Source organism: Citrobacter sp. MGH106 (assembly GCF_001037495.1).
Lineage (GTDB): Bacteria > Pseudomonadota > Gammaproteobacteria > Enterobacterales > Enterobacteriaceae > Citrobacter > Citrobacter murliniae.
On sequence record NZ_KQ089822.1, the window covers coordinates 3,010,419 to 3,036,429 of the forward strand.

The 26,011-nt window shown below is 50.6% G+C and carries 25 protein-coding genes, 5 tRNA genes and 1 other RNA gene; 7 read left to right on the top strand and 24 right to left on the bottom strand.

The window, feature by feature from the left end; all coding sequences use genetic code 11:
* Window positions 1–78 precede the first annotated feature (78 nt).
* The 5 genes from galE to gpmA all read left to right on the top strand — a co-directional run bounded on the left by galE (window position 79) and on the right by gpmA (window position 5,322).
* The gene (gene galE / locus SK36_RS14130; protein ID WP_045441134.1) at window positions 79–1,095 is read left to right on the top strand and encodes a UDP-glucose 4-epimerase GalE; all 1,017 of its coding nucleotides are present in this window, start codon (window positions 79–81) and stop codon (window positions 1,093–1,095) included.
* 9 nt (window positions 1,096–1,104) lie between these two features.
* Window positions 1,105–2,151 carry a galactose-1-phosphate uridylyltransferase gene (gene galT, locus SK36_RS14135; protein ID WP_048221824.1) on the top strand — a complete coding sequence of 349 codons (1,047 nt, stop codon included), beginning with the start codon at window positions 1,105–1,107 and terminating at the stop codon, window positions 2,149–2,151.
* A gap of 3 nt (window positions 2,152–2,154) precedes the next feature.
* On the top strand, window positions 2,155–3,303 hold the full coding sequence (gene galK, locus SK36_RS14140) for a galactokinase (RefSeq protein ID WP_045441132.1): 1,149 nt from the start codon (window positions 2,155–2,157) through the stop codon (window positions 3,301–3,303).
* A complete protein-coding gene (gene galM, locus SK36_RS14145) occupies window positions 3,297–4,337 on the top strand; it encodes a galactose-1-epimerase (RefSeq protein ID WP_048221825.1) in 1,041 nt (346 codons plus the stop codon). Before galK ends, galM begins: the two co-directional genes overlap by 7 nt.
* A gap of 232 nt (window positions 4,338–4,569) precedes the next feature.
* Window positions 4,570–5,322, top strand: a complete 753-nt coding sequence (gene gpmA, locus SK36_RS14150) for a 2,3-diphosphoglycerate-dependent phosphoglycerate mutase (RefSeq protein ID WP_045441130.1) — start codon at window positions 4,570–4,572, stop codon at window positions 5,320–5,322.
* Window positions 5,323–5,382: 60 nt separating this feature from the next.
* Here the strand turns inward: gpmA and SK36_RS14155 are convergent, their stop codons facing one another.
* The 5 genes from SK36_RS14155 to aroG form a co-directional block, all read right to left on the bottom strand.
* Window positions 5,383–6,159: an ABC transporter ATP-binding protein gene (locus SK36_RS14155; RefSeq protein ID WP_045441129.1), complete on the bottom strand. Its 777-nt coding sequence runs from the start codon at window positions 6,157–6,159 to the stop codon at window positions 5,383–5,385.
* On the bottom strand, window positions 6,156–7,226 hold the full coding sequence (locus SK36_RS14160; RefSeq protein WP_442854986.1) for a FecCD family ABC transporter permease: 1,071 nt from the start codon (window positions 7,224–7,226) through the stop codon (window positions 6,156–6,158). The genes SK36_RS14155 and SK36_RS14160 overlap by 4 nt, the downstream gene beginning before the upstream one ends.
* 17 nt (window positions 7,227–7,243) lie before the next feature.
* Complete coding sequence (locus tag SK36_RS14165; RefSeq protein WP_048221827.1) at window positions 7,244–8,230, bottom strand: ABC transporter substrate-binding protein; 987 nt, start codon at window positions 8,228–8,230, stop codon at window positions 7,244–7,246.
* Between the two features lie 11 nt (window positions 8,231–8,241).
* Window positions 8,242–10,410, bottom strand: coding sequence for a TonB-dependent siderophore receptor (locus tag SK36_RS14170; RefSeq protein WP_048221828.1), 2,169 nt, complete (start codon window positions 10,408–10,410; stop codon window positions 8,242–8,244).
* A gap of 171 nt (window positions 10,411–10,581) precedes the next feature.
* Window positions 10,582–11,637 carry a 3-deoxy-7-phosphoheptulonate synthase AroG gene (gene aroG / locus SK36_RS14175; protein ID WP_048221829.1) on the bottom strand — a complete coding sequence of 352 codons (1,056 nt, stop codon included), beginning with the start codon at window positions 11,635–11,637 and terminating at the stop codon, window positions 10,582–10,584.
* Between the two features lie 323 nt (window positions 11,638–11,960).
* Between aroG and SK36_RS14180 the strand changes: the two genes are divergently transcribed.
* Window positions 11,961–12,335, top strand: coding sequence for a YbgS-like family protein (locus tag SK36_RS14180; RefSeq protein WP_045449506.1), 375 nt, complete (start codon window positions 11,961–11,963; stop codon window positions 12,333–12,335).
* A gap of 112 nt (window positions 12,336–12,447) precedes the next feature.
* Window positions 12,448–13,389: a CDF family zinc transporter ZitB gene (gene zitB, locus SK36_RS14185; protein ID WP_048221830.1), complete on the top strand. Its 942-nt coding sequence runs from the start codon at window positions 12,448–12,450 to the stop codon at window positions 13,387–13,389.
* Here zitB and pnuC read toward each other — a convergent pair.
* The 19 genes from pnuC to cydA all read right to left on the bottom strand — a co-directional run bounded on the left by pnuC (window position 13,386) and on the right by cydA (window position 25,518).
* Window positions 13,386–14,105, bottom strand: coding sequence for a nicotinamide riboside transporter PnuC (pnuC, locus tag SK36_RS14190; protein ID WP_045441123.1), 720 nt, complete (start codon window positions 14,103–14,105; stop codon window positions 13,386–13,388). The two genes, zitB and pnuC, sit on opposite strands and share 4 nt — an antisense overlap.
* A 27-nt stretch (window positions 14,106–14,132) precedes the next feature.
* A complete protein-coding gene (gene nadA, locus SK36_RS14195; protein WP_048221831.1) occupies window positions 14,133–15,176 on the bottom strand; it encodes a quinolinate synthase NadA in 1,044 nt (347 codons plus the stop codon).
* 246 nt (window positions 15,177–15,422) lie between these two features.
* A non-coding RNA gene (locus SK36_RS23805) (RtT sRNA) lies at window positions 15,423–15,548 on the bottom strand.
* Window positions 15,549–15,577: 29 nt separating this feature from the next.
* Window positions 15,578–15,653, bottom strand: a tRNA-Lys gene (locus SK36_RS14200).
* 33 nt (window positions 15,654–15,686) lie between these two features.
* Window positions 15,687–15,762 (bottom strand) — tRNA-Lys (locus SK36_RS14205).
* A 148-nt stretch (window positions 15,763–15,910) separates the two neighbouring features.
* A tRNA-Lys gene (locus SK36_RS14210) sits at window positions 15,911–15,986 on the bottom strand.
* Window positions 15,987–15,989: 3 nt separating this feature from the next.
* A tRNA-Val gene (locus SK36_RS14215) sits at window positions 15,990–16,065 on the bottom strand.
* A gap of 35 nt (window positions 16,066–16,100) precedes the next feature.
* A tRNA-Lys gene (locus tag SK36_RS14220) sits at window positions 16,101–16,176 on the bottom strand.
* Window positions 16,177–16,341: 165 nt separating this feature from the next.
* The gene (gene cpoB, locus SK36_RS14225; RefSeq protein ID WP_048221832.1) at window positions 16,342–17,130 is read right to left on the bottom strand and encodes a cell division protein CpoB; all 789 of its coding nucleotides are present in this window, start codon (window positions 17,128–17,130) and stop codon (window positions 16,342–16,344) included.
* A gap of 9 nt (window positions 17,131–17,139) precedes the next feature.
* Window positions 17,140–17,658, bottom strand: coding sequence for a peptidoglycan-associated lipoprotein Pal (pal, locus tag SK36_RS14230; protein WP_006685431.1), 519 nt, complete (start codon window positions 17,656–17,658; stop codon window positions 17,140–17,142).
* Window positions 17,659–17,692: 34 nt separating this feature from the next.
* Window positions 17,693–18,985 (bottom strand): Tol-Pal system beta propeller repeat protein TolB, encoded by a 1,293-nt coding sequence (gene tolB / locus SK36_RS14235; protein ID WP_048221833.1) that lies wholly within the window; start codon window positions 18,983–18,985, stop codon window positions 17,693–17,695.
* 127 nt (window positions 18,986–19,112) lie between these two features.
* Window positions 19,113–20,384 carry a cell envelope integrity protein TolA gene (tolA, locus tag SK36_RS14240; RefSeq protein WP_048221834.1) on the bottom strand — a complete coding sequence of 424 codons (1,272 nt, stop codon included), beginning with the start codon at window positions 20,382–20,384 and terminating at the stop codon, window positions 19,113–19,115.
* A 64-nt stretch (window positions 20,385–20,448) separates the two neighbouring features.
* Window positions 20,449–20,877: a colicin uptake protein TolR gene (tolR, locus tag SK36_RS14245; RefSeq protein WP_045441118.1), complete on the bottom strand. Its 429-nt coding sequence runs from the start codon at window positions 20,875–20,877 to the stop codon at window positions 20,449–20,451.
* 3 nt (window positions 20,878–20,880) lie between these two features.
* Window positions 20,881–21,573, bottom strand: a complete 693-nt coding sequence (gene tolQ, locus SK36_RS14250; RefSeq protein ID WP_136345302.1) for a Tol-Pal system protein TolQ — start codon at window positions 21,571–21,573, stop codon at window positions 20,881–20,883.
* Entirely contained in the window at window positions 21,570–21,974 is a 405-nt protein-coding gene (gene ybgC / locus SK36_RS14255; RefSeq protein ID WP_045441116.1) for a tol-pal system-associated acyl-CoA thioesterase, read from the bottom strand. The genes tolQ and ybgC overlap by 4 nt, the downstream gene beginning before the upstream one ends.
* A gap of 271 nt (window positions 21,975–22,245) precedes the next feature.
* Window positions 22,246–22,530 carry a cyd operon protein YbgE gene (ybgE, locus tag SK36_RS14260; protein ID WP_045441115.1) on the bottom strand — a complete coding sequence of 95 codons (285 nt, stop codon included), beginning with the start codon at window positions 22,528–22,530 and terminating at the stop codon, window positions 22,246–22,248.
* Between the two features lie 136 nt (window positions 22,531–22,666).
* Window positions 22,667–22,780, bottom strand: a complete 114-nt coding sequence (gene cydX / locus SK36_RS23815; protein ID WP_071828905.1) for a cytochrome bd-I oxidase subunit CydX — start codon at window positions 22,778–22,780, stop codon at window positions 22,667–22,669.
* 14 nt (window positions 22,781–22,794) lie between these two features.
* Window positions 22,795–23,934, bottom strand: a complete 1,140-nt coding sequence (gene cydB / locus SK36_RS14265) for a cytochrome d ubiquinol oxidase subunit II (RefSeq protein WP_045441114.1) — start codon at window positions 23,932–23,934, stop codon at window positions 22,795–22,797.
* A gap of 15 nt (window positions 23,935–23,949) precedes the next feature.
* Complete coding sequence (gene cydA, locus SK36_RS14270; protein WP_045441113.1) at window positions 23,950–25,518, bottom strand: cytochrome ubiquinol oxidase subunit I; 1,569 nt, start codon at window positions 25,516–25,518, stop codon at window positions 23,950–23,952.
* Window positions 25,519–26,011: the final 493 nt, after the last annotated feature.

Below are 26,011 nucleotides of genomic sequence, written 5' to 3' on the forward strand. Positions count from 1 at the left end.
TAATTTATTCCATGTCACACTTTTCGCATCTTTGTTATGCTATGGTTATTGCATACCATAGGCTTAACGGAGCGAATTATGAGAGTATTGGTTACAGGTGGTAGCGGTTACATAGGAAGCCACACTTGTGTGCAGTTACTGAAAAACGGTCACGACGTCGTGATCCTTGATAACCTCTGCAACAGTAAGCGCAGCGTCCTGCCGGTGATCGAACGTTTAGGTGGAAAGCATCCGACCTTCGTTGAAGGTGATATTCGTAACGAAGCACTGCTCACCGAAATTCTGCACGATCATGCCATTGATACGGTCATTCACTTTGCTGGCCTGAAGGCTGTTGGTGAATCTGTCACCAAACCGCTGGAGTACTACGACAACAACGTGAACGGTACTCTGCGTCTGGTAAACGCTATGCGCGCTGCTAACGTGAAGAACTTCATATTCAGTTCCTCCGCAACAGTCTATGGCGATCAGCCAAAAATTCCTTACGTTGAAAGTTTCCCCACTGGTACTCCGCAAAGCCCGTACGGCAAAAGCAAACTGATGGTGGAGCAGATCCTGACCGATCTGCAAAAAGCACAACCAGAGTGGAGCATTGCCCTACTGCGCTACTTCAATCCGGTTGGCGCACACCCATCAGGTGATATGGGTGAAGATCCGCAAGGTATTCCAAATAATCTGATGCCTTACATCGCTCAGGTTGCCGTTGGCCGCCGCGAGTCTCTTGCCGTATTTGGCAACGACTATCCTACCGAAGATGGCACTGGCGTTCGTGATTATATCCACGTGATGGATCTCGCTGACGGTCACGTTGCCGCCATGGAAAAACTGGCTGGTATTCAGGGCGTGCATATTTACAACCTCGGAGCCGGCGTCGGCAGCAGCGTTCTGGACGTGGTCAACGCCTTCAGCAAAGCCTGCGGTAAACCAGTTAACTACCATTTTGCGCCACGCCGTGACGGCGATCTTCCTGCTTACTGGGCTGATGCCAGCAAAGCTGACCGCGAACTGAACTGGCGGGTTACCCGTACGCTGGATGAAATGGCACAGGATACCTGGCACTGGCAGTCACGCCATCCGCAAGGATACCCGGACTAAGGATTTGTCATGACACAATTTAATCCCATCGATCATCCACATCGCCGCTTTAACCCACTTACCGGGCAGTGGATCCTCGTTTCGCCACATCGCGCTAAGCGTCCCTGGCAAGGGGCGCAGGAAACACCGTCTAAGCAGGTTTTGCCCGCTCATGATCCGGACTGTTTCCTGTGTGCGGGCAACACACGCGTCACTGGCGATAAAAATCCGAATTACACGGGTACCTTTGTCTTTACCAATGATTTTGCTGCCCTGATGTCCGATACCCCGGACGCGCCAGACAGCCACGATCCATTGATGCGTTGCCAGAGCGCACGCGGTACCAGCCGCGTTATTTGCTTCTCGCCCGATCACAGTAAAACGTTGCCGGAACTCAGCGTTCCTGCGCTGACGGAAATAGTGAAAACCTGGCAAGAACAGACAGCAGATCTGGGGAAAACCTACCCCTGGGTTCAGGTGTTTGAAAATAAAGGTGCGGCGATGGGCTGCTCAAACCCGCATCCACACGGGCAGATTTGGGCCAATAGTTTCCTGCCCAACGAAGCCGAACGCGAAGACAGGCAGCAAAAAGCATATTTTACCGAACAGGGCACGCCAATGCTGTTCGATTATGTCCAGCGTGAACTGACGGATGGCAGCCGTACGGTTGTGGAGACCGAACACTGGCTGGCGGTAGTACCTTACTGGGCAGCATGGCCGTTCGAAACGCTACTGCTGCCGAAAGCACATGTGCTGCGTATTACCGATTTGACCGACGAGCAACGTACCGACCTGGCGCTGGCACTGAAAAAACTGACCAGTCGATACGACAACCTGTTCCAGTGCTCTTTCCCCTATTCCATGGGATGGCACGGTGCGCCATTTAATGGCGAAGAAAATGAGCACTGGCAGTTGCATGCGCATTTTTATCCGCCCCTGCTGCGTTCCGCTACCGTACGTAAATTTATGGTCGGTTACGAAATGCTGGCGGAAACCCAGCGCGACCTGACGGCAGAACAAGCCGCTGAACGTCTGCGTGCGGTCAGCGGCATCCATTTTCGCGAATCCGGAGTTTAAATAATGAGTCTGAAAGAAAAAACACAATCTCTGTTTGCAGAAACTTTTGGCTACCCTGCCACCCACACTATTCAGGCTCCGGGTCGCGTTAATTTGATTGGCGAACATACCGATTATAACGACGGTTTCGTCCTGCCTTGCGCCATCGACTACCAAACCGTTATCAGTTGTGCGACGCGGGACGATCGCAAGGTCCGCGTGATCGCAGCTGACTACGACAATCAGATTGATGAGTTCTCTCTTGATGCACCGATTATCGCCCATGACAGCCAGCAATGGTCAAACTATGTGCGTGGCGTCGTGAAACATCTGCAAAAGCGTAATAACACTTTTGGCGGTGCCGATCTGGTGGTTAGCGGCAATGTGCCACAGGGCGCGGGCTTAAGTTCCTCCGCCTCGCTGGAGGTGGCCGTAGGCACCGTGTTCCAGCAGCTTTATCATCTGCCGCTCGATGGCGCACAGATTGCCCTGAACGGTCAGGAAGCCGAAAACCAGTTTGTTGGTTGTAACTGCGGCATCATGGATCAGCTAATCTCCGCACTGGGCAAAAAAGATCATGCGCTACTGATCGACTGCCGTACGCTGGGCACTAAAGCGGTTTCCATGCCTGAAGGTGTTGCTGTCGTGATCATCAACAGCAACTTTAAACGTACGCTGGTTGGCAGTGAGTACAACACCCGTCGTGAACAATGCGAAACCGGCGCGCGTTTCTTCCAGCAACCAGCACTGCGTGATGTCAGTCTTGAGACATTTAACACCGTCGCGCACGAACTGGATCCGATCGTAGCCAAACGCGTTCGCCACGTGATCACAGAAAATGCCCGCACCGTTGAAGCGGCAGACGCACTGGAAAAAGGCGACCTGCTGCGTATGGGCCAACTGATGGCAGAATCTCATGCTTCAATGCGCGATGACTTCGAAATCACCGTGCCGCAGATTGATACGCTTGTCGAGATTGTTAAAGCTACCATCGGCGATCAGGGCGGTGTGCGCATGACCGGCGGCGGTTTTGGCGGCTGCATTGTGGCGCTGATCCCGCAAGCTCTGGTTCCTGCCGTACAGCAGGCTGTCGCCACACAGTACGAAGCAAAAACAGGTATCAAAGAGACCTTCTACGTCTGTAAACCTTCACAAGGAGCCGGACAGTGCTAAACGAAATTCCCGTACTGGCCCCCGACGGCCAGCCGTTTCGCCTGCTAACCCTGCGTAATGACGCAGGGATGGTTGTCACCTTGATGGACTGGGGCGCGACTCTTTTGTCTGCCCGTATTCCGCTCAGCGATGGTAGCGTGCGCGAAGCATTGCTTGGCTGTGCCAGCCCGGAGCAATACCCGGATCAGGCCGCGTTTCTGGGCGCTTCAATAGGTCGCTATGCTAACCGTATCGCTAACAGTCGTTACACTTTCGCTGGTGAAATCATCGAATTACTGCCAAGCCAGGGTGAAAACCAGTTACATGGCGGGCCAGACGGTTTCGATAAACGACGCTGGCAGATAGTGAATCAAAACGACCGTCAGGTGTTGTTTGCATTAACGTCTGAAGATGGCGACCAGGGCTTCCCTGGCCATCTTTGCGCAACGGCGCAGTACCGTCTGACTGACGATAACCGCATTTCGATCACCTACCGCGCGACGGTCGATAAGCCCTGCCCGGTGAATATGACGAATCACGTTTATTTTAATCTCGACGGTGACAAAACCGATGTTCGTCAACATAAGCTACAGATTTTGGCCGATGAGTACCTGCCGGTTGATGAAACAGGGATCCCACGCGCTGGTCTGAAATCCGTTGCGGAAACCTCTTTTGATTTCCGCGCACCAAAAGTTATCGATAGCGAATTTTTGGCCGACGACGACCAGCGCAAGGTTAAGGGATACGATCATGCCTTCTTGCTACAGGCACAGGGCGATATCCGCAAACCGGTCGCTCACCTGTGGTCGCAGGATGAAAAACTGCACATGGAGATCTACACCTCTGCTCCGGCATTGCAGTTCTACTCCGGGAATTTCCTCGGCGGCACCCCCTCTCGTGGACCAGAAGCTTATGCCGACTGGCAGGGTCTGGCGCTGGAAAGTGAATTCCTGCCGGACAGCCCGAATCATCAGGAATGGCCTCAACCAGACTGCTTCCTGCGCCCTGGCGAAGAGTACGCCAGCGTGACGGAATATCGATTTATTCCTGCCTGATAATTAACCGTAACGAGTCCGATAGCGTAAGTTTATCGGGCTCGTTGTTTATTACCCACATCAAACCCGCTCATAATCCCACCGTTCAAAGACAAAATAGCAACCTTGAGTTCACAAGAACCTTACACTGTGTCGCTATTTTCGCTATGGTTATGCGTAAGCATTGCCGCTGACGCATCACGGCAATATAATGAGAATTATTATCATTCGATAAAGCTTGAGGAGTGAGAGTATGGCTGTAACTAAGCTGGTTCTGGTACGTCACGGTGAAAGTCAGTGGAACAACGAAAACCGCTTCACCGGTTGGTATGATGTCGATCTGTCAGAGAAAGGCGTGGGCGAAGCAAAGGCAGCAGGTAAACTGCTGAAAGAGGAAGGCTACAGCTTCGATTTTGCTTACACCTCTGTGCTGAAACGTGCCATCCACACCCTGTGGAACGTGCTGGATGAACTGGATCAGGCCTGGCTGCCTGTTGAAAAATCCTGGAAACTGAATGAGCGTCACTACGGTGCGCTGCAGGGTCTGAACAAAGCAGAAACCGCAGAAAAATACGGTGACGAGCAGGTTAAACAATGGCGTCGTGGTTTTGCGGTAACCCCGCCAGAACTGACCAAAGACGATGAGCGCTATCCGGGTCACGATCCGCGTTATGCACAACTGACCGACAAAGAGCTACCGCTAACTGAAAGCCTGGCGCTAACCATCGATCGTGTTATCCCATACTGGAACGAAACCATTCTGCCGCGCATGAAAAGCGGTGAGCGCGTGATTATCGCCGCTCACGGTAACTCCCTGCGTGCGCTGGTGAAGTACCTGGATAATATGGGCGAAGATGAAATTCTGGAACTCAACATTCCGACCGGTGTACCGCTGGTGTATGAGTTTGACGAAAACTTCAAACCAATCAAACATTACTATCTGGGTAACGCCGACGAAATCGCAGCAAAAGCTGCTGCCGTTGCCAACCAGGGTAAAGCGAAGTAATGTATTTTGCCCGGTAGCGCAAGCTTACCGGGCCTACTATTGCTTATTCTGCTGTTCTTTTTATACGTCAATCACGCCGTCGAGTATCACTTGCGGCCTTCCCTGTGAACACCGTTCCACACGACCCCGAACATTGTACACTTCAGCCAAACTCTCTGCGGTAATGACCTCCTCAGGCTCACCGCTGGCAACCAGTTTCCCGTCTTTGAGCATTAACACGTATTCGCTATGGCGCAGCGCGATATTAATATCATGTACCACAACTACGGTGACCATATTGCGCGCCAGTGTTTCGCGATGGATTAAATCCATCACGTGGAACTGATAGTTTAAATCCAGTGCACTGAGTGGTTCATCTAACAACAGCAGGTCAGGTCGACGGATCAAAGACTGCGCCAGACCGACCAGTTGTCGCTGCCCACCAGAAAGTTGATCGAGGTAGTGCAGCGCCAGATGCGCAATCCCAAGTTGTTCAAGTATTGCCAGCGCCTGAGCGTTGCTGCTTTCATCATCTCTTCTACAGGACGCCCGCTGTGCAGCGATAATTGACTCCAGCACATGCAAATGAACACCCTGCGGCAGCGACTGTGGTAAAAACACCACCTTCTCAGCACGTTTAGCAAACGGCAACGATGTTAAATTCTCATCGTCAAGAATCACCTCACCGCTGGCTTTATTCAACCCTGCCAGCGAACGTAGCAATGTTGACTTCCCGCAACCGTTAGGTCCCAGTAATACAGTGATTTTACCGCGTGGCAGCTCGGCGACATTGAGATTATGAATCACTGGTTGTTTAGGATATCCCGCGTCCACTCCCCGGAGAATTAGCCCACTCATGACATGCTCCCCCGATGCCGCAGAATAATGCTCAGGAAAAAGGGGACCCCCACCAGCGATGTGACTATTCCAACAGGGATAATGATACCGGGAATAATGTTCTTCGACGCAATAGACGCCAGCGAGAGCACCAGTCCCCCCGTCAGTACACTTCCGGGCAGGTAAAAACGATGGTCCTCACCAAATAACATGCGTGAAATATGCGGTGCAACCAGTCCGATAAAGCCGATGGGGCCTACAAAAGCCACCGACAACGCCGACAATAAGCTGATGCGCAGAAGTGATGACAGGCGTAGCCTCCGCACATCAATGCCAAAACTCATCGCCCGATCTTCGCCCAGGCGCAGCGTCGTGAGTTGCCAGGCGCTACGCATTGACCATGGAAAGACAATGACAACAGCGACGGCCAGTACGCCAAGTTTTTCCCACGAAGCGCGGGCCAGACTACCCATTGTCCAGAAAACCAGTCCCTGTAGTGTGTCTTCATCGGCAACAAACTGCATCATTGACACCAGCGCGTTAAAGGTAAAGACCAGCGCAATGCCAAACAGCACCACACCGGATGTTGCTACACGGGTCCAGCGGGTGATGCCGTCAAGCAGTAAGGCGGAGAGCAGCGCAAAAATAAAGGCATTCGCAGGGATAAACCATGTGGCGGATACCCCCGGAATACCAATACCCAATACAATCGCCAGTGCCGCACCAAAGGCTGCCGCAGACGAGACACCAAGCGTAAACGGGCTCGCCAACGGGTTATTTAAGATAGTTTGCATCTCTGCCCCCGCCAGTCCGAGCGCCATTCCCACCAACAACGCCATTAGCGCGTAAGGTAAGCGGATATCCCAGACTATTACGCGGGTTCCGGCGTTGACACTTAGCGGATGGAGTAGCGCTTGCCAGAGATCGGCAAGAGCCAGGCCAGACGGGCCAAGGGTCGAATCCAGCACCAATGAGGCTGCTATCGCCAAAATAATCACCAGCGCCAGCACCCATCGCTTACGGATAACAAGACGATAGCGTTCGTCAATTGACTCCCGCATCTGTATATCAGCAGATGACGACATCATTTTCCTTATCTGCCGAATCATTTCGGCGGAGTGAGCACATCACTGACCTGTGAGTCACTGAGCGAGATACCAAAAAAATCGTGATAAAAATCAAGAACTTCCTGGCGAATATCTATGTCAACAAAACGTTGTGGGTAAAGCGTTTTAGCCAGCCAGAGAAATTGCAGCGCCTCTTCGCTGGTCTCCCGACACCACCAGAACATACCTTTCGGATTAACATAGACTCGATGATGAATCACTGCATCGACTTGCGCCCACTGAGGGGAAGCCATAATGGCTTCTGCGTCGCGTTTATTCATTGCTACAATAACCGCCGGATTAGCCGCAACGATCTGTTCCAGCGCCACCTCCCCCGTTCGGTTTGATTTGCTGTCAAACCAGTGCTCAGCAATATTCCTTGCCCCAGCCAGATCCATCCAATCCTGATTAAGAGAGGGGCGACCGCTGGTTGTCAGCGGGTTGCCCATACTGTGATATATCGTCACTCGCTGATTGTCAGAGAGATCTTTTAAACGGTCCTTCACCAGCCCCACGTTATGGTCAAAATAGCGTTGGTAACGCAAGGCTTTCTGCTGAGCATCAGGTCCAAGAACATCCGCCGTTTTCTGTACCCGGGACGTTAATGCAGTCATGGAATTCGCTTCGAAGGCAAGAATACGCACACCAGCCTGCTGGAGTAATGATTCGCCTGGTACAGTCATCGATTTCGGCACGAATAACAGTTGCGTACCAAGCGAGATAATTTGCTCCGGATCCAACTCATGACCGCTGTTAACACTGACGACAGCGACATCATCAATACGCGGTAAACTCTGGCGGAAAAGCGGTATTTTCTTCGCTATCATTGATGTACCAACAATATTTTCGCCATAACCTAACATAGTGATAATGGTGTTTTGTGCAGGCCATGGCGATGCGATACGGACATCGCTTTGCGGTTGTGCGGCAAATAAGCTCCCCGCCACCAGACAGATCAGTGCGGGGAAAATACGGGTTAACGTCATCATTCCAGCCTTTAGAAATCTAACGTCACGGAAGCACGAACTTCGCGTCCGCTGCCGATAAATGCGCTCGGCGAACCGTTATCACCATCAGTCCCTGACGGGAAGATGGAGGCCCAGTAATGCTTATCGAACACGTTGTTCACGACAACCCGGAAGGTGGTAGGCACATTGCTGATTTTGGTTGTATAGCGAGTTCCTAAATCCCACGTGGTGTAGCTGCCAGCCCACGCGGTATTAGTGTCGTTAGCCGCTCGCTTACCGGTGTAGTGAATATTCGCGCTATAAACCCATTGCGGTATAGAAGGTAAACTGTATTCAGCCAACATATTAGCCTGTACTTTGGGAACCCCGACCACCTGCTTGTCGCTGGTTGAATCGCTGGCCGTATCTTTCAATTTTGGATTGAGGAATGTCACTCCACTATAAACATTCAACCCCTGCCAGACGTTTCCGGATGCGGTCAGTTCCAGACCATTATTTACCTGATTACCCTGTTCTTTATAGACATCATCATTGGGATCTACATAGGCAAAAGGACGTTCGAGCCGGAACAGAGCCGCGCCCAAATTCAACCCTGAAACATCCGCTTTAAGCCCTACTTCATATTGCTTACTGCGGTACGGATCCAGCGTTTGTCCGGCATTTTTCACATCGCTGTTGATTGGTGCGGTTCCCCCCTGTTCCAGGGACTCTGCATAGCTAATATAGGTCATCACATTTGGCGTAATTTTATACATCAGCGCCGCATTCGGACTTAATCCATCCTCATCAATCTGGCTGGTTTTATGCCCGTTCTTATTATAACTCTGTGACTGGATCCAACTCTGGCTGAGGTAAAACATTGTTGACCATTTCGGTGTCAACGTGATCGTATCGCCCACGGTAATACTCTGTTGTGTATTCACTCCGGATTTATAGCGGTCACCGCTGGTTCTGATTTTTCCGTCGCCTTTCTCCGTCATCTCCGAAGGGTCATACATGTTAGTGGTGCCCCAGTTATAAGAAGAGCCGGTGCCTTTTGCACTGTACAAAGACCAAACATAACCCGTAGTTGAAAGTGCAATATCGTGCCCAATGGAGCCAGTATCCACATGACCATTGAGAGTGGCAGTATTGCTCAGTACACGAAAACGCCCCGCTGCAGTGGAGTCTTTCATCGTGCGGCTGATATCACCCTGATCATTTATTATTTTGCTCGATACGCTGCGCATCGCGCGATCCGCCTGCTGCCAGCCAACACCAGCCGTTACCGACCAGTCATCATTCAGATAATGAATCAGCCGTGTACTGACGGTATCCGTCGTCAGATCGTTACCGGCAGTACTGAGTGCAAGATTTTTATTTTTGGGATCAGGCGCAGAAGGTAATTTAATACCTGGACCATAGCTGAAGCTGCCCGGATATCCTTTCTGGACAAACTCATAGTGGCTGGCATCCAACTGCAACTGCGTACCGGGTTGAATATTCCAGTCCATCGCCACGGAGAGAAGCTTACGACGCAACGTACTATCGTCCAGGTTTCCTTCCCCTTCCTCATTCAGGATATTAACGCGATAGCCAAAACGGTTGTCATCATCAATATGCCCTCCCAGATCAATGTGCCCGGTGAACGCACTGCGACTCTGATAACCCAGAGTCACTTCACGTAGCGTCTCTTCCGTCGGACGTTTTGCAATAAAATTAAATTGCCCCGCCGGGCTGGCCGGGCCATACAATGCCCCCGTCAGGCTATTCAGTACATCCAGACGTTCCAGTGTTTCAACCGGGAACGCAGTTGTTGAAACAATATTCAGGCCATCCAGGCGACTGTTGGCAACGACGCTACCCTGCATACCACGGCTTTGCGGCCTACCAACATCCATACCGCCACGTGCCTGCATTTGCGTACTGGGTGAATATTTCAACAACTCACTCACGCTTTGCGCCTGCTGATTTTCAATCATCATTTTAGTGACCGTGGTCGTCGAATATGGCGTATCGACCCAGGCTTTATTTCCCTGCGGACCAACATCAATATCATTCGTTTTAAATCCTGCACCGGAAGGCGCAGAAGCTGGATTGCCGGAAGGCTGACTGGTGACGACAATTTCATCTTCAGACGCCGCTTCAGCGTGGACACTTTGGGATGTCAGAGTAATGAGAACAGGCAACAGTGTTGCTAAGTAAGTAGGTTTATTCATTTGTATTATCAATCGTTATGTAAAAATTTATATTACGATCGATATAGGTGTAAAATTTTGATCTCAGTCACGTCAAAACTTTTAAGATCGTATCTAACTCTTTGTGATTATGAGAAATCAGAGATAAAAAAACCGGCCTGTTTAGCCGGTTTATAAACAAAGAAAAGGGTATTACTCGCCGCGACGAACCTTCACCGCTTTTGCCAGTTGGCGCAGCACAGAGTCAGTATCTTCCCAGCCAATGCAGGCATCGGTGATGCTCTTACCGTAAGTCAGCGGTTCGCCGCTATCCGGGTTCTGATTACCTTCAACCAGATGGCTTTCAATCATCACGCCAATAATCGCTTTTTCGCCACCGGCAATCTGCCCGCACACGTCTTTAGCAACATCCATCTGCTTTTTAAATTGCTTGCTGGAATTCGCATGGCTAAAGTCGATCATGACCTGCGGAGACAGACCCGCTTTGACCAGCCCTTCTTTCACGTCAGCAACGTGTTGAGCACTGTAATTCGGCTCTTTGCCCCCGCGTAAAATGATATGGCAATCGCCATTACCACTGGTATTCACAATTGCGGAGTGACCCCATTTGGTCACAGACAGGAAACAGTGCGGCGCACCTGCGGCATTGATTGCATCAATGGCGACTTTAATTGTGCCATCGGTACCATTTTTGAATCCAACCGGGCAGGAAAGACCAGAGGCCAGCTCACGGTGCACCTGGGACTCGGTAGTTCGCGCACCAATCGCGCCCCAGCTCATCAGGTCCGCGAGATATTGCGGGGTGATCATATCAAGGAATTCACCCGCAGCCGGTAAGCCGCTATCGTTAATATCCAGCAGCAACTTACGCGCTATACGCAGACCGTCGTTGATCTGGAAGCTGTTGTCCATATGCGGATCGTTGATTAGCCCTTTCCAGCCCACGGTAGTACGCGGCTTTTCAAAATAGACGCGCATGACGATTTCAAGCTCATCTTTCAACTCTTCACGCAGTGCCAGCAGGCGAGCAGCATACTCTTTGGCTGCGGCCGGATCATGAATAGAACACGGTCCGATAACGACCAGCAAACGATCGTCGCTCCCTTTCAGGATCTTATGAATCGCCTTACGGGCGTGAGCAACCGTATTTGCGGCATTTTCAGTAGCAGGGAATTTTTCCAGCAGTGCGACTGGCGGTAATAACTCGTTGATCTCTTTAATACGTAAATCGTCGTTCTGATAATTCATGATTATTCCAGCGTTGCCATACTTATATAAATGAATGCAATCCCTCCAATCTATATCTTCAATCATAAAGTGTAAACGGGGTTTTACAGTTTGGACGGATTAATCCTGGAATCAATCAAAAAAACGCAATAAAGTAGCGAAAAACGAGATCTAAACTACAATTTTTAACTGTAACAACTTACTTTTTCATTATTTTCAAGATTCCATGCTGGTTTTTATTTCCATACTGAAACATTAAACCACACCCTGACGATTTAACTGGCACATGCACTGTTGGAAGAGGTTATCCGACATATTAACCATTACAGGAGCATATTATGCAAATGACAATGACAAAGCTGGCCTCACTCTTTCTTACTGCAACTCTTAGCCTCGCCAGCGGCGCAGCGCTGGCTGCAGAGACAAACGCTCAGTCCAATAACGGCCAGGCAAATTCTTCGGCGGATGCTGGTCAAGTAGCACCTGACGCCCGTGAAAACGTTGCACCAAATAACGTCAACAATAACAAAATCAATTCGGGTGGAACCATGCTGCACCCGAACGGTTCATCGATGAACCATGAAGGAATGACAAAAGACGAGGTGCACAAAAACTCTATGTGTAAAGACGGTCGCTGTCCGGATGTGAATAAGAAGGTCGAGACCGGAAACGGCATCAATAATGATGTCGATACCAAAACTGATGGTACCACCCAGTAAAGCTAAAATATGGCTAATAACAGGAGAGCAAAAGCTCTCCTTTTTAATTTTGTCAGCCCAAACCCGGTATGATGTCATACAGTAAAGATGAGAATAACAAAGGGATGACACTATGGCTCACTCGCACACTCATACTTCCCCGGACCAGCACAAAGATAACAATGCCCGTCGACTGCTGTTCGCATTCTGTATTACAGCAGGATTTATGCTGGTTGAGGTGGTGGGAGGAATACTTTCAGGCTCTCTGGCGCTACTGGCGGATGCCGGGCACATGCTTACCGATGCGGCCGCGCTACTTTTCGCACTGCTGGCCGTCCAGTTTTCCCGTCGTCCTCCCACTATCCATCACACATTCGGCTGGCTGAGACTCACCACACTGGCCGCGTTTGTTAACGCTATTGCGCTGGTGGTGATCACTATTTTAATCGTCTGGGAAGCGATTGAGCGCTTCCATACGCCCCGACCAGTAGCTGGCGGAATGATGATGGTTATCGCCGTCGCGGGTTTGCTGGCTAATGTACTCGCCTTCTGGGTTCTGCATCGCGGAAGTGAAGAGAAAAACCTCAACGTCCGCGCCGCTGCACTACACGTGATGGGCGATTTACTCGGTTCGGTAGGTGCGATTATCGCTGCGCTGATCATTATATGGACCGGCTGGACGCCTGCGGATCCCATTCTTTCTATCCTGGTTTCCGTGCTGGTACTGCGCAGCGCCTGGCGTTTATTGAAAGATAGCGTGAATGAATTGCTGGAAGGTGCGCCGCTTGCACTGGATATTGCTGCACTACAGCGCCATCTTAGTCGGGATATTCCTGAAGTTCGCAATGTGCATCACGTGCACGTCTGGATGGTGGGAGAAAAACCGGTAATGACATTGCATGTGCAGGTGATCCCACCACACGATCATGATGCCTTGCTGGAGCGCATTCAGCACTTCCTGACGCATCACTATCAAATTGAACACGCGACCATTCAGATGGAGTATCAGCCATGTAATGGACCGGACTGTCACCTTTATCAGGGACTGTCCGGTCATTCACATCACCATCACTAATGGGAAAGCGCGCGTGAGCCGCGTTCGCGCGCGCTGTTTATCCACATCCTGCTGCCGTTGAGGGCAATAACCGTCAGGATCATATATTCCAGCGACATGGCATACACGCCTTGCAGGGCAAAGATCACCACACTGATAACGTTAATGATCACCCACAAAAGCCAGTTCTCGACGTATTTGCGTGTCATCAGGATCATCGCCACAATTGACAGCACCATCATGCAGGAATCCCAGAACGGGAAAGCGTCGGGTTGAAGTTCTGGTGCGGCAACCTGTAACCCCAGCCCCTGCATAATATTCACTGCCATGCGGGTCAAAAACGCAAACACCGGATCGATATACACCGTCATCAAACCAATCGCCACCACGCAAGCAGCCAGCCAGCTTAGCGCTTTTGGTAACGGCAGCCAGCGAATTTTCAGTTCAGCCTCATGCTGACTGGTTTGCCGAGACCATGCATACCAGCCGTAGATGTTGGCGGCAAAAAAGAACACCTGTAACAACAGGCTGGCGTAGAGTTGGATCTGAAAAAAAATAATCGCAAATAACGTAACGTTGATCAGACCAAAGAAATAATTGCTGATTTTCTCCAGGCTAGCCAGGCCAATACACAGTAAACCAGCGACAGTACCTACCGCTTCAATCCATGACAGGTCGTAACCACCTGCACCAATCGGAATATGAACCAGAATATTCTGCGTGCTAAAAAAATCCATCTTTCCCCCCAGAGCGAAACGCGATAATTAAGCTCGTAGTGTAGCCGCAAATTCCAGCATGCGGTTTAACGGCAATAGTGCCCCTTCTCGCAGTGCTGCATCAACCTGTATCTCATGAGCCACTCCACCCTGCTCAAGACCTTCAGCGATCGCCTTAAGGCCGTTCATCGCCATCCACGGACAATGTGCACAGCTGCGACAGGTTGCCCCCTCACCAGCCGTCGGAGCCTCGAGCAACTCTTTATCAGGAACAGCCTGCTGCATTTTGTAAAAAATGCCCCGATCAGTCGCCACAATAAGTTGTCTGTGCGGTAACGTTTTAGCTGCGTTAATTAGCTGACTGGTTGACCCCACTGCATCGGCCATATCAACAATCGACTGAGGGGATTCAGGGTGTACCAGAACAGCGGCGTCAGGATAAAGCCCTTTCATGCGCGTTAATGCCTGGGTCTTAAATTCGTCATGGACAATGCAGGCTCCCTGCCAGCAGAGCACATCCGCACCGGTCTGTTTTTGCACGTAGTTGCCGAGATGTCTGTCCGGTGCCCAGATGATTTTTTCACCTAAACTATCAAGATGCTCAATAAGTTCAACGGCGATACTGGATGTTACCACCCAGTCAGCACGCGCTTTAACGGCGGCTGACGTATTAGCGTAAACCACTACTGTGCGATCCGGGTGAGCATCACAAAATGCGCTGAAGGCGTCGATCGGACAGCCCAAATCTAATGAACACTCCGCCTGCAACGTTGGCATCAGGATAGTTTTTTCCGGGCTAAGAATTTTGGCCGTTTCTCCCATAAATCTGACGCCCGCAACCAGCAGTGTGGATGCTGGGTGTTTTGATCCGAATCGCGCCATCTCAAGTGAGTCAGAAATACAACCGCCGGTCTCTTCAGCCAATTGTTGGATTTCAGGATCGGTATAATAGTGCGCAACCATCACTGCATCGCGCTCTTTCAACAGGCGCTTGATTTTTTCGCGATAGAATTGCTTTTCATCCACACTCAGCGGTGCAGGCTTCGGCGGAAACGGATAGATTGCAGCTTCAGGGTCAAACATCACGCTCATCATGCTTTCTCGTTTTACTGGCTTAACGAAACAACCGACTTAAAGCGAGATGCACGCTGCAATCGGCTATATTTGTTTTATATGCTAAACAAGATAGCGGATTGGCGTATAAAAGTCACAATAATTGCGTTTGATGAATGCCGGATATGTTTTGTAAGCCTGATAAGCGAAGCGCATCAGGGAAGCAGGTTCGAATCTTATAAATCGCAAATAGCAAAAAGGCGCCTTTAGGGCGCCTTTTTACACTGGTGGGGCGTGCAGGATGACTCGCTTCGCTCGCCCTCCGGGCCGTCGCCGCAAACGGCTCCGTTGTCTCACTTCGTGAGACCCGAACCTGCTGCAGGTTCGAATCTTATAAATCGCAAATAGCAAAAAGGCGCCTTTAGGGCGCCTTTTTACACTGGTGGGGCGTGCAGGATTCGAACCTGCGACCAATTGATTAAAAGTCAACTGCTCTACCAACTGAGCTAACGCCCCCATATGGGGTTTACTACTTTAACCTTTTCAGGATGGTGGGTCGTGCAGGATTCGAACCTGCGACCAATTGATTAAAAGTCAACTGCTCTACCAACTGAGCTAACGACCCTTTCGGGTATCACCTGAAATATTTTTACTCGACACCAATTTAATAAATTGGTGGGGCGTGCAGGATGACTCGACTTCGTCTCGCCCTACGGGCCGTTGCTGACGCAACGTTATCCTTCACGGCTAACATCTGAGTACGATGTTAATATTGGTGGGGCGTGCAGGATTCGAACCTGCGACCAATTGATTAAAAGTCAACTGCTCTACCAACTGAGCTAACGCCCCGAGTGGTGGGTGATGACGGGATCGAACCGCCGACCCCCTCCTTGTAAGGGAGGTGCTCTCCCAGCTGAGCTAATCACCCGATACTACGCTGGATACTGCTTACTGCTAAGTTAGTGGTGGGGCGTGCAGGATTCGAACCTGCGACCAATTGATTAAAAGTCAACTGCTCTACCAACTGAGCTAACGCCCCACTTTTCTCGCCGCTTTCGGGCTGTTTGATATCCCTTGGCAACGGCGGCATATATTACTGATTTCAGATTTTAGCGCAACAAAAATTTCGATGTAAATAACTCAACTGCTTAGGAATCACACGACGCGACCAGAAATAACGCGATTTCTGGTCGCATGGTGTGCATTACATCGCGCCAAGGCGTTTTTGCGCTTGTTTAGCGCCATCAGTGCCAGGATATTTAGTGATAACCTGCTGATAAACTGCTTTAGCTTTTGCTGTGTCGCCTTTGTCCTGCATGATGACGCCAACTTTATACATTGCGTCTGCAGCCTTTGGTGATTTCGGGAAGTTTTTAACTACCGAAGCAAAATAGAACGCCGCATCATCTTTTTTACCCTTGTTGTAATTCAACTGACCCAGCCAGTAATTTGCATTAGGCAGGTAAGTCGAATCCGGATATTTTTTGATGAAGTTCTGAAATGCCACAATCGCGTCATCCTGGCGGGATTTATCCTGCACCAGAGCAATTGCTGCATTGTAATCGGTATTAGCATCGCCAGTTTGCGCGGGCACACCTGACGCTGCGGTAGCACCTGCATCAGGCGCAGGGGTTGCTGCCCCGCCCTGATCGCTATCCACAGACTGCGCTGCCGGCGCACTACCGCTGCCAAGATTATTCATCTGCAACAAAATCTGCTTCTGGCGCTCAACAACCTGATTCAGCTGATACTGACTTTCCTGAATTTGACCACGCAGGGAATCAATATCGGACTGATTATCGGAGAGTTGTTGCTGGAGTTGGGTTAAAAGCTGACTGTGAGCGTTAGAAATACGCTCGAGTTGAGTGACACGGTCTTCGACCGAGCCTGAGCCGACACTACTGATTGGCGCCTGAGCAAAAGCGGCCCAGGGGGCCGCTATGCCAACCAGTAACGACAGACTCAACAGGTGATGTCTGAAGTTACTGCTCATGCAATTCTCTTAGTAAACCAGTACGGCACGACGGTTTTTGGAGTAAGCCGCTTCGTCATGACCCAGTACTGCAGGTTTTTCTTTACCGTAAGAAACGATGGAGATCTGGTCAGCAGAAACGCCTTTACCCTGCAGGTACATCTTAACGGCGTTAGCACGACGTTCACCCAGGGAGATGTTGTACTCAGGAGTACCACGTTCGTCCGCATGACCTTCTACGGTGACTTTGTAAGACGGGTTGCTACGCAGGAAGTTAGCGTGCGCATCCAGCATTGCAGCGAAGTCAGAACGGATATCGTACTTATCCAGATCGAAGTAAACGATGTTGTTCTGCTGCAGCTGTTGCATCTGCAGACGCGCTTGCTCTTCGGAGGACATGTTGCCGCTGCCGTTTGCATCCATACCAGTGCCGGCACCCAGCATGCCTTCGCTGCCGTCATTGCTGGCGTTCTTGTTAGAAGAACATGCCGCAATTGCCATAACAGGCAGAGCGATCATCAGCCCTTTCAGCACTTTGTTCAGTTGCATTTCAATGATTCCTTTATTAATCAATTATTTATTATCACAGATACGGCGACCAGGCAGGGAATTTAACCTGTCCATCGGTTGCCGGAAGACGCGCCTTGAAACGCCCATCTGTAGAAACCAAATTCAGCACGGATCCCATCCCCTGAGAAGAGCTGTAGATTACCATAGTGCCGTTAGGTGCCAGACTTGGCGTTTCATCCAGGAACGTTGACGACAGAACTTGTACGCCACCCGCTACCAGATCTTGTTTGGCAATGTGTTGCTGCCCACTATTTGAGCTTACCATTACCATAAACTTACCGTCACTGCTTACATCAGCATCCTGGTTTTGCGAACCTTCCCAGGTAATACGCTGCGGAGCACCGCCGTTAACGTTAACTTTATACACTTGCGGACGACCTGCCTGGTCAGAGGTAAAGGCCAGGTTTTGGCTATCCGGGAACCAGGTCGGTTCGGTGTTATTGCTACGACCATCAGTCACCTGACGGATTTGGCCTGAGCCAATATCCATCACATACAGGTTCAGGCTACCCGTTTTAGACAGAGCAAACGCCAGTTTGCTGCCATCCGGAGAGAATGCCGGAGCACCGTTGTGACGCGGGAACGAAGCCACCTGACGAACCGCACCGTTAGACAGCGTCTGGATAACCAGCGCAGAACGTCCGCTTTCAAAGGTTACATAAGCCAGTTTAGAACCGTCCGGAGACCATGCCGGCGACATCAAAGGCTGCGGAGAACGGTGAACAACGAACTGGTTGTAACCATCGTAGTCAGAAACACGTAATTCGTACGGGAACTGGCCGCCGTTGGTCTGAACGACATAAGCAATACGGGTACGGAACGCGCCCTTAATACCGGTCAGTTTTTCAAACACTTCGTCACTTGCAGTGTGACCCGCGTAACGCAGCCACTGCTTGTTCACTTTATACGTGTTCTGCGCCAGTACGGTACCCGGTGCGCCGCCAGTGTCTACCAGTTGATAAGCAACACTGTAGGAACCGTCCGGATTAGGCGTAACCTGACCCACAACCACAGCATCAATACCCAGCGCAGACCATGCAGCCGGCTGAACTTCTGCCGCAGAGCCCGGCTGCTGTGGCAGACGAGACCTGTCTAACGGGTTAAATTTACCGCTGTTACGCAGGTCTGCACCTACGATACCACCGATATCTTCGGGAGCAGCGCCCGGCCCAGCCCACTGGAACGGGACTACACCAATCGGGCGCGCCGAGTCCACCCCTTGGGTGATCTCGATACGTACTTCTGCATGCAGCACCGCTGCCCACAGCATCAGAAAACCAAATGCTACTCGTAATGCCTGCTTCATCATATCTCCCTTATCTGGACGGAAAGCCCACGATAATTTAGCAGAATGTTAACAAACTCAAATACACAAAACTACCAGAACTCTGTCTCAACCTTAGACCGTTTTCCCCGAAATCTCGGGGAAATGATTACAGTTTAAAGTCCAGTTTGGCATCTTTTACTTTTTCATAAACAGCCTGGCTAGGCGGTTTAGGAATTCTGGCTGTTTTTGCAGCCGTCAACGCAGCCTGACATAATGCTGGATCGCCACCTTCTTCGGTCACATCCAATAACAGTCCATCTGGTGCCAGCTTGATATGCAACACACAAGATTTGCCTGCATACAAATCAGCACCATACAGACGGCTCTGAATCGCATTACGAATTTGAGATGCGTAAGCACTGATATCAGCACCTGATGCGCCACCGTTTGCACCACTTGTACCACTATCTTTCGCTGGCTGACCGTTTCCTTTCGCTCCACCGCCCGATTTCGGCGCATTCTTACCGGAGCTTAAGTCACCTAACAAGTCGTCAACACCAGAGGCTGCGGCGGCTTTCTCTGCTGCAGCTTTTTTAGCGGCAGCCGCTTTATCTGCGGCGGCTTTTTTATCAGCAGCCGCTTTTTCGGCAGCAGCTTTCTTGTCTGCTGCAGCTTTTTCCGCAGCCGCTTTCTTATCGGCAGCGGCCTTTTCAGCGGCAGCAGCTTTTGCAGCAGCGGCTTTTTCTGCTGCAGCGGCAGCTTTCTCAGCAGCAGCCTTCTCGGCTGCAGCTTGCTTAGCGGCCTCAGCCTGTGCTTTCTTCGCAGCTTCAGCGGCGGCTTTAGCAGCCTGCGCCTCAGCGACTTTCTTGGCATCTGCAGCTGCTTTTGCAGCGGCTTCAGCCTCGGCTTTCTTCTGTGCGTCAGCAGCCGCTTTCTTCGCGGCTTCAGCGGCTTGTTTCGCCTGAGCATCAGCTTTGGCCTTCGCATCCGCAGCAGCCTTCGCTGCAGCTTCTTCAGCCTGTTTCTGTTGTTCTTGCGCTTTCGCAGCCGCGGCTTCCGCCTGCTTTTGCTGTTCCGTCTGCTCGCGCACTTTTTCCTGCGCGGCTAAACGTTCTTTCTCCAGCTGCTTCAGTCGCTCTTGCTCTGCCGCCTGCTTCTCACGAAGCTCTTCGGCTTGCTGCTGCGCCTGTTTTTCACGCTGTTCTTCTGCACGTTTCGCACTTGCCTGCTGTTGCTGCTGGCGATCGTACTGTTGGACAACGGCGCCAGGATCGACCATAACGGCGTCAATGGACGAACCGCCACCACCGCCGGCTGAAGCATCAATATGCTCATCGAACGAACTCCAGATCAGTACTGCAAATAAAATAACATGCAGCACCGCTGAAATAATTATCGCCCGTTTGAGCTTGTCGTTTTGTTCGGTTGCCTTTGACACTCTCGGTTCCCAAAAAACTGTTCGCCTGTTACGCGCTATCTTTCAAGCCAGGAATACGCAGACATCAGATTGGCTGCGTCATCAAGCCAACAGATTTCACGCCCGCACTGTGTAACAAGTTCAGCGCTTTAATTATTTCATCATAAGGCACGTCTTTCGCACCACCGATTAAAAAGACTGTTTTCGGATTGGCCTGCAGGCGGCTTTTCGCTTCTGCGATAACCTGCTCTGGCGGCAGTTGATCCATACGATCTTTTTCAACTACCACGCTGTATTGCCCAATACCGGAAACTTCAATAATGACCGGCGGCTCGTCGTTGCTGCTGACGGCTTGCGATTCAGTCGCGTCCGGCAGATCGACTTCCACACTCTGGGTAATGATCGGCGCTGTTGCCATAAAGATCAGCAGCAGCACCAGCAATACGTCGAGCAGCGGTACAATATTGATTTCGGACTTGAGTTCGCGACGACCTCGTCCACGCGTTCTGGCCATGGCTTACCCCTTGTTGCTCTCGCTAACGGTAAACGCCTGGCGGTGCAGAATCGCGGTGAACTCTTCCATAAAGTTGTCGTAATTCTGTTCCAGCTTGTTTACGCGCTGATTCAGACGGTTATAAGCCATAACCGCCGGGATTGCCGCAAACAGGCCGATAGCTGTTGCAATCAACGCTTCCGCAATACCCGGAGCGACCATTTGCAGGGTTGCCTGTTTTACAGCACCGAGTGCGATAAATGCGTGCATGATCCCCCAAACCGTACCGAACAGACCGATATATGGGCTGATAGAGCCCACGGTTCCCAGGAACGGAATATGCGTTTCCAGCGTTTCGAGCTCACGGTTCATGGAGATACGCATCGCACGGGACGCCCCCTCAACAACCGCTTCCGGCGCATGATTATTTGCCCGGTGCAAACGAGCAAATTCTTTGAACCCGCTGTAGAAAATTTGTTCCGATCCCGCCAAATTATCACGACGTCCCTGGCTTTCCTGATACAGGCGCGACAATTCAATACCAGACCAAAACTTGTCTTCAAACGCTTCCGCTTCACGCGAAGCGGCATTAAGAATACGGGTTCGCTGGATAATAATGGCCCAGGATGCGATTGAGAAACCAATCAAAATCAACATGATAAGTTTAACCAGAAGGCTTGCCTTCAGGAACAAATCAAGGATATTCATGTCAGTCACTGCTTAAACTCCGCGACAATAGACTTGGGAAGCGCACGAGGCTTCATCTTGAGTGGATCAACGCAAACAATCAGAACTTCGGCTTCATTCAGCACGGTGTTCTCTGCGTTGACAATGCGTTGCGTGAAAACCAATGAGGTGCCACGCATTGACGTAATTTCGGTTTGGACTTCGAGCATATCGTCAAGCCGGGCAGGCGCAAAATACTCCAGGGTCATCTTGCGCACCACAAAGGCTACACGTTCGGCCAGCAGTACCTGCTGACTGAAGTGATGATGACGCAGCATCTCTGTGCGTGCTCTTTCATAAAAAGCGACATAACTGGCGTGGTAAACCACCCCACCGGCATCGGTGTCTTCGTAGTAGACACGAACCGGCCATCGAAATATATACTTATTCATTCCTGCTACCTCTTTGGCTTTGTCCACTGCCCCCGGGCACTTACTTCTGTAAGCGTCTGGAGAATCCTGACCTTGCCGTCTCGATGCTTCAAGAATGCTGTTGTATATAGCGTTGTATTCACTTTACATCCCGGTAATGCAACAAAAGTTAGTACTTTTAACCGGTGCTACTATACGCGCGGGAATGATGCTTTGGAATGGGGGAAAGTAAACGGAGAGTAAAAAATTATGGGCTTATGCAAGCCCATAAATATTTAAGGATGTTTCTTATTCAAAAGAAGAAGAAAATCAGACCAGCAACAAGCACGATATCCGCTATCAGCGGGCAGAAGATGCCCTGCCAGTGAACCGCACGAGGACGAAATCCAACGCCGTGGATTACGCCAGTACAAACCGCCCACATCAACAAAAATCCATGCCAGATTTCCAGCTCACTGGTTTTTGCCGCGAAGCGTGTGGGATCCCAGAATATGCAGCCAGCCAACACGATTGCCAGCACAAAGGAAAGCGCCCGCAAGGGGCGCTTATCCATTACCGCATAAATATACTTTATCATCCTTTAAGCTGCCTCTTTGTTGGCTGCACCTGCTCACCCCAGTCACTTACTGATGTAAGCTCCTGGGGTTTCGCAGCCTTGCCGCCGCGATGCACCTAAAACGATGTTGTATATTGCATCGCGATAATGTTGATCATTAACTTTCTTCTTGTCCGGCCTTGCCTGCTTCAACGTGCTCAAGCGCCAGCGCTGTGATTATCCCAAATGCACAGGCAAGAAGCGTTCCCAAAATCCATGCGAAATACCACATTTTTAGCTCCTTACTTAGTACAGAGAGTGGGTGTTGCTTTCAATATCTTCTTTGGTGATGCGACCGAACATCTTCCAGTAACACCAGCTGGTGTACAGCAGAATGATTGGTACAAACACCGCCGCAACCCAGGTCATCAGGTTCAATGTTCTCTGGCTGGAGGTAGCATCCCACATGGTCAGGCTCGCGTTCATCATGGTGCTGGATGGCATTACAAACGGGAACATTGCAATACCAGCAGTCAGGATGATGCAGGCCAGGGTCAGTGAAGAGAAGACAAACGCCCAGGCCCCTTTCTCCATACGAGAAGTCAGGATGGTCAACAGTGGCAGAACCACACCCAGAGCCGGAACCAGCCACAGGATTGGTGCATTGTTAAAGTTCACCATCCAGGCACCCGCAACACGCGCCACTTCTTTAGTCATCGGGTTAGAAGCTGCATGGTGATCCAGTGCAGAAGTCACAACATAACCGTCAATACCGTAGATCACCCAGACACCAGCCAGAGCGAAGCAGACCAGAGTGACCAGCGCAGCAACCTGAGAAGTCGTACGTGCACGCAGGTGAAGTTCGCCTACGGTACGCATCTGCAGATAGGTCGCGCCCTGGGTGATGATCATCCCAACACTCACGATACCTGCCAGCAGACCAAACGGATTCAGCAACTGGAAGAAGTTACCGGTGTAGTACAAACGCATGTACTCATCCATGTGGAACGGAACCCCTTGCAGCAGGTTACCGAATGCCACACCAATCACCAGAGGCGGAACGAAGCTACCGATGAAGATGCCCCAGTCCCACATGTTGCGCCAGCGCATATCTTCAATCTTCGAGCGGTAATCGAAACCGACCGGACGGAAGAACAATGCCGCCAGTACAAGGATCATCGCCACATAGAATCCGGAGAACGCAGCGGCATAAACCATCGGCCAGGCAGCGAACAATGCGCCACCAGCGGTGATCAACCAAACCTGGTTACCGTCCCAGTGCGGGGCGATGGAGTTAATCATAATTCGACGCTCGGTATCATTACGACCGAGGAAACGGGTGAGCATGCCCACCCCCATGTCGAAACCATCGGTGACCGCAAAACCAATCAGCAGAATGCCAACCAGCAGCCACCAGATAAAACGCAATACTTCATAATCGATCATTTGACGACTCCTGTCTTAGCGTGCCGGCTGAGAAGTCACAGTGGACTGCTCGTAGTGATAACGACCGGTTTTCAGGCTGCTCGGACCACGGCGTGCGAACTTGAACATCAGGTACAGTTCAGCCACCAGGAACAGGGTATACAAGCCGCAAATCAACAGCATCGAGAAGATGAGGTCGCCAGCAGTCAGCGAAGAGTTCGCCACGGCTGTCGGTAACACTTCACCAATCGCCCACGGTTGACGGCCGTACTCTGCCACAAACCAACCGGACTCAATGGCAATCCACGGTAATGGAATCGCATACAGCGCCGTACGCAGCAGCCATTTTTTCTCGCCGATACGGTTACGGATCACGGTCCAGAAGGATACAGCGATAATCGCCAGCATCAGGATGCCGCAAGCCACCATGATACGGAACGCGAAGTACAGTGGAGCAACACGAGGAATGGAATCTTTCGTTGCCTGCTGAATTTGCGCTTCGGTCGCATCGGTAACTTTATCGGTATAGCGTTTCAGCAGCAGACCATATCCCAGATCTTTCTTCATGCTGTTGAACTGGTCGCGAACGGCCTGATCGGTGGAGCCAGCACGCAGTTCTTCCAGCAGCTGATACGCTTTCATCCCGTTACGGATACGCTCTTCATGCTGCACCATCAGATCTTTCAGACCAATGACGGGTGTATCAACAGAACGGGTGGCAATGATGCCCAGCGCATAAGGAATTTGGATAGCGAAATGGTTCTCCTGCGCATCCTGGTCCGGGATACCGAACAGCGTAAAGGATGCAGGGGCAGGCTGAGTTTCCCATTCAGCTTCAATTGCGGCAAGTTTGGTTTTCTGCACGTCACCCATTTCGTAACCGGATTCATCACCCAGAACGATAACAGAGAGAATGGCAGCCATACCGAAGCTGGCAGCGATAGCAAAGGAGCGCTTAGCAAACGCGAAGTCACGACCGCGCAGCATATAGTAGGAGCTGATCCCCAGAACGAACATCGCGCCACAAACATAACCAGAAGCCACGGTGTGTACAAATTTCACCTGTGCAACCGGGTTAAGCACCAGTTCGGAGAAGCTCAGCATCTCCATGCGCATGGTTTCAAAGTTGAAATCTGCTGCAATTGGGTTCTGCATCCAGCCGTTCGCAACCAGAATCCACAGTGCGGACAGGTTAGAACCCAAAGCCACCAGCCAGGTGACGCACATATGCTGGACTTTACCCAGACGGTCCCAGCCGAAGAAGAACAGACCTACAAAGGTGGATTCGAGGAAGAAGGCCATCAAGCCTTCGATCGCCAGTGGCGCACCGAAGATATCCCCTACATAGTGGGAATAATAAGACCAGTTAGTCCCGAACTGGAACTCCATGGTCAGACCGGTAGCCACACCCAGAGCAAAGTTGATACCAAACAACTTGCCCCAGAACTTGGTCATATCTTTATAAATCTGTTTGCCGGAAAGGACGTAGACCGTTTCCATGATGGCCAACAAAAACGCCATACCCAGCGTTAGTGGCACAAACAGGAAGTGGTACATCGCGGTCAAGGCAAACTGTAAGCGCGACAGTTCGACTATATCTAACATCATGACTCCTTGCTCATCGCATGAAGACTCCGAGAGTGAACCCCGTTAGAAAGGGTCACACGCATGCCCCAATACAAATTTATTTGCTTCCATCCGCCGTTGCTCTTTCTTCTCATTTGAAGAAAAGGCAATGCCGAAAAGTTACAAACATGTTAATAAAACACTCAAATTGATCCCGCAATTATATTACGCCGTAAAATCCTTACAATAAACAGGTTTTTATCGAGGTAAATTTGCATTTTTCGATAGTGATCAATTTATAGCTAATTTATCACTTCCAGACCAATTTGATCTGCAGCAATTTAACCTCATTTTGTAGTGTTTACCAAGTTTTAAACATTGATTTAAATCAATTTTCAATTTTAATGTTAACAATGTTTACCACGAGAGTAACTAGTAAACATCATGTTAACGATTTGTTTTTCAATGAGTAATTGCCGTTACTACAAATGATAGATTATTTATTTAAATCTACACGATCTTTTAACCAGCT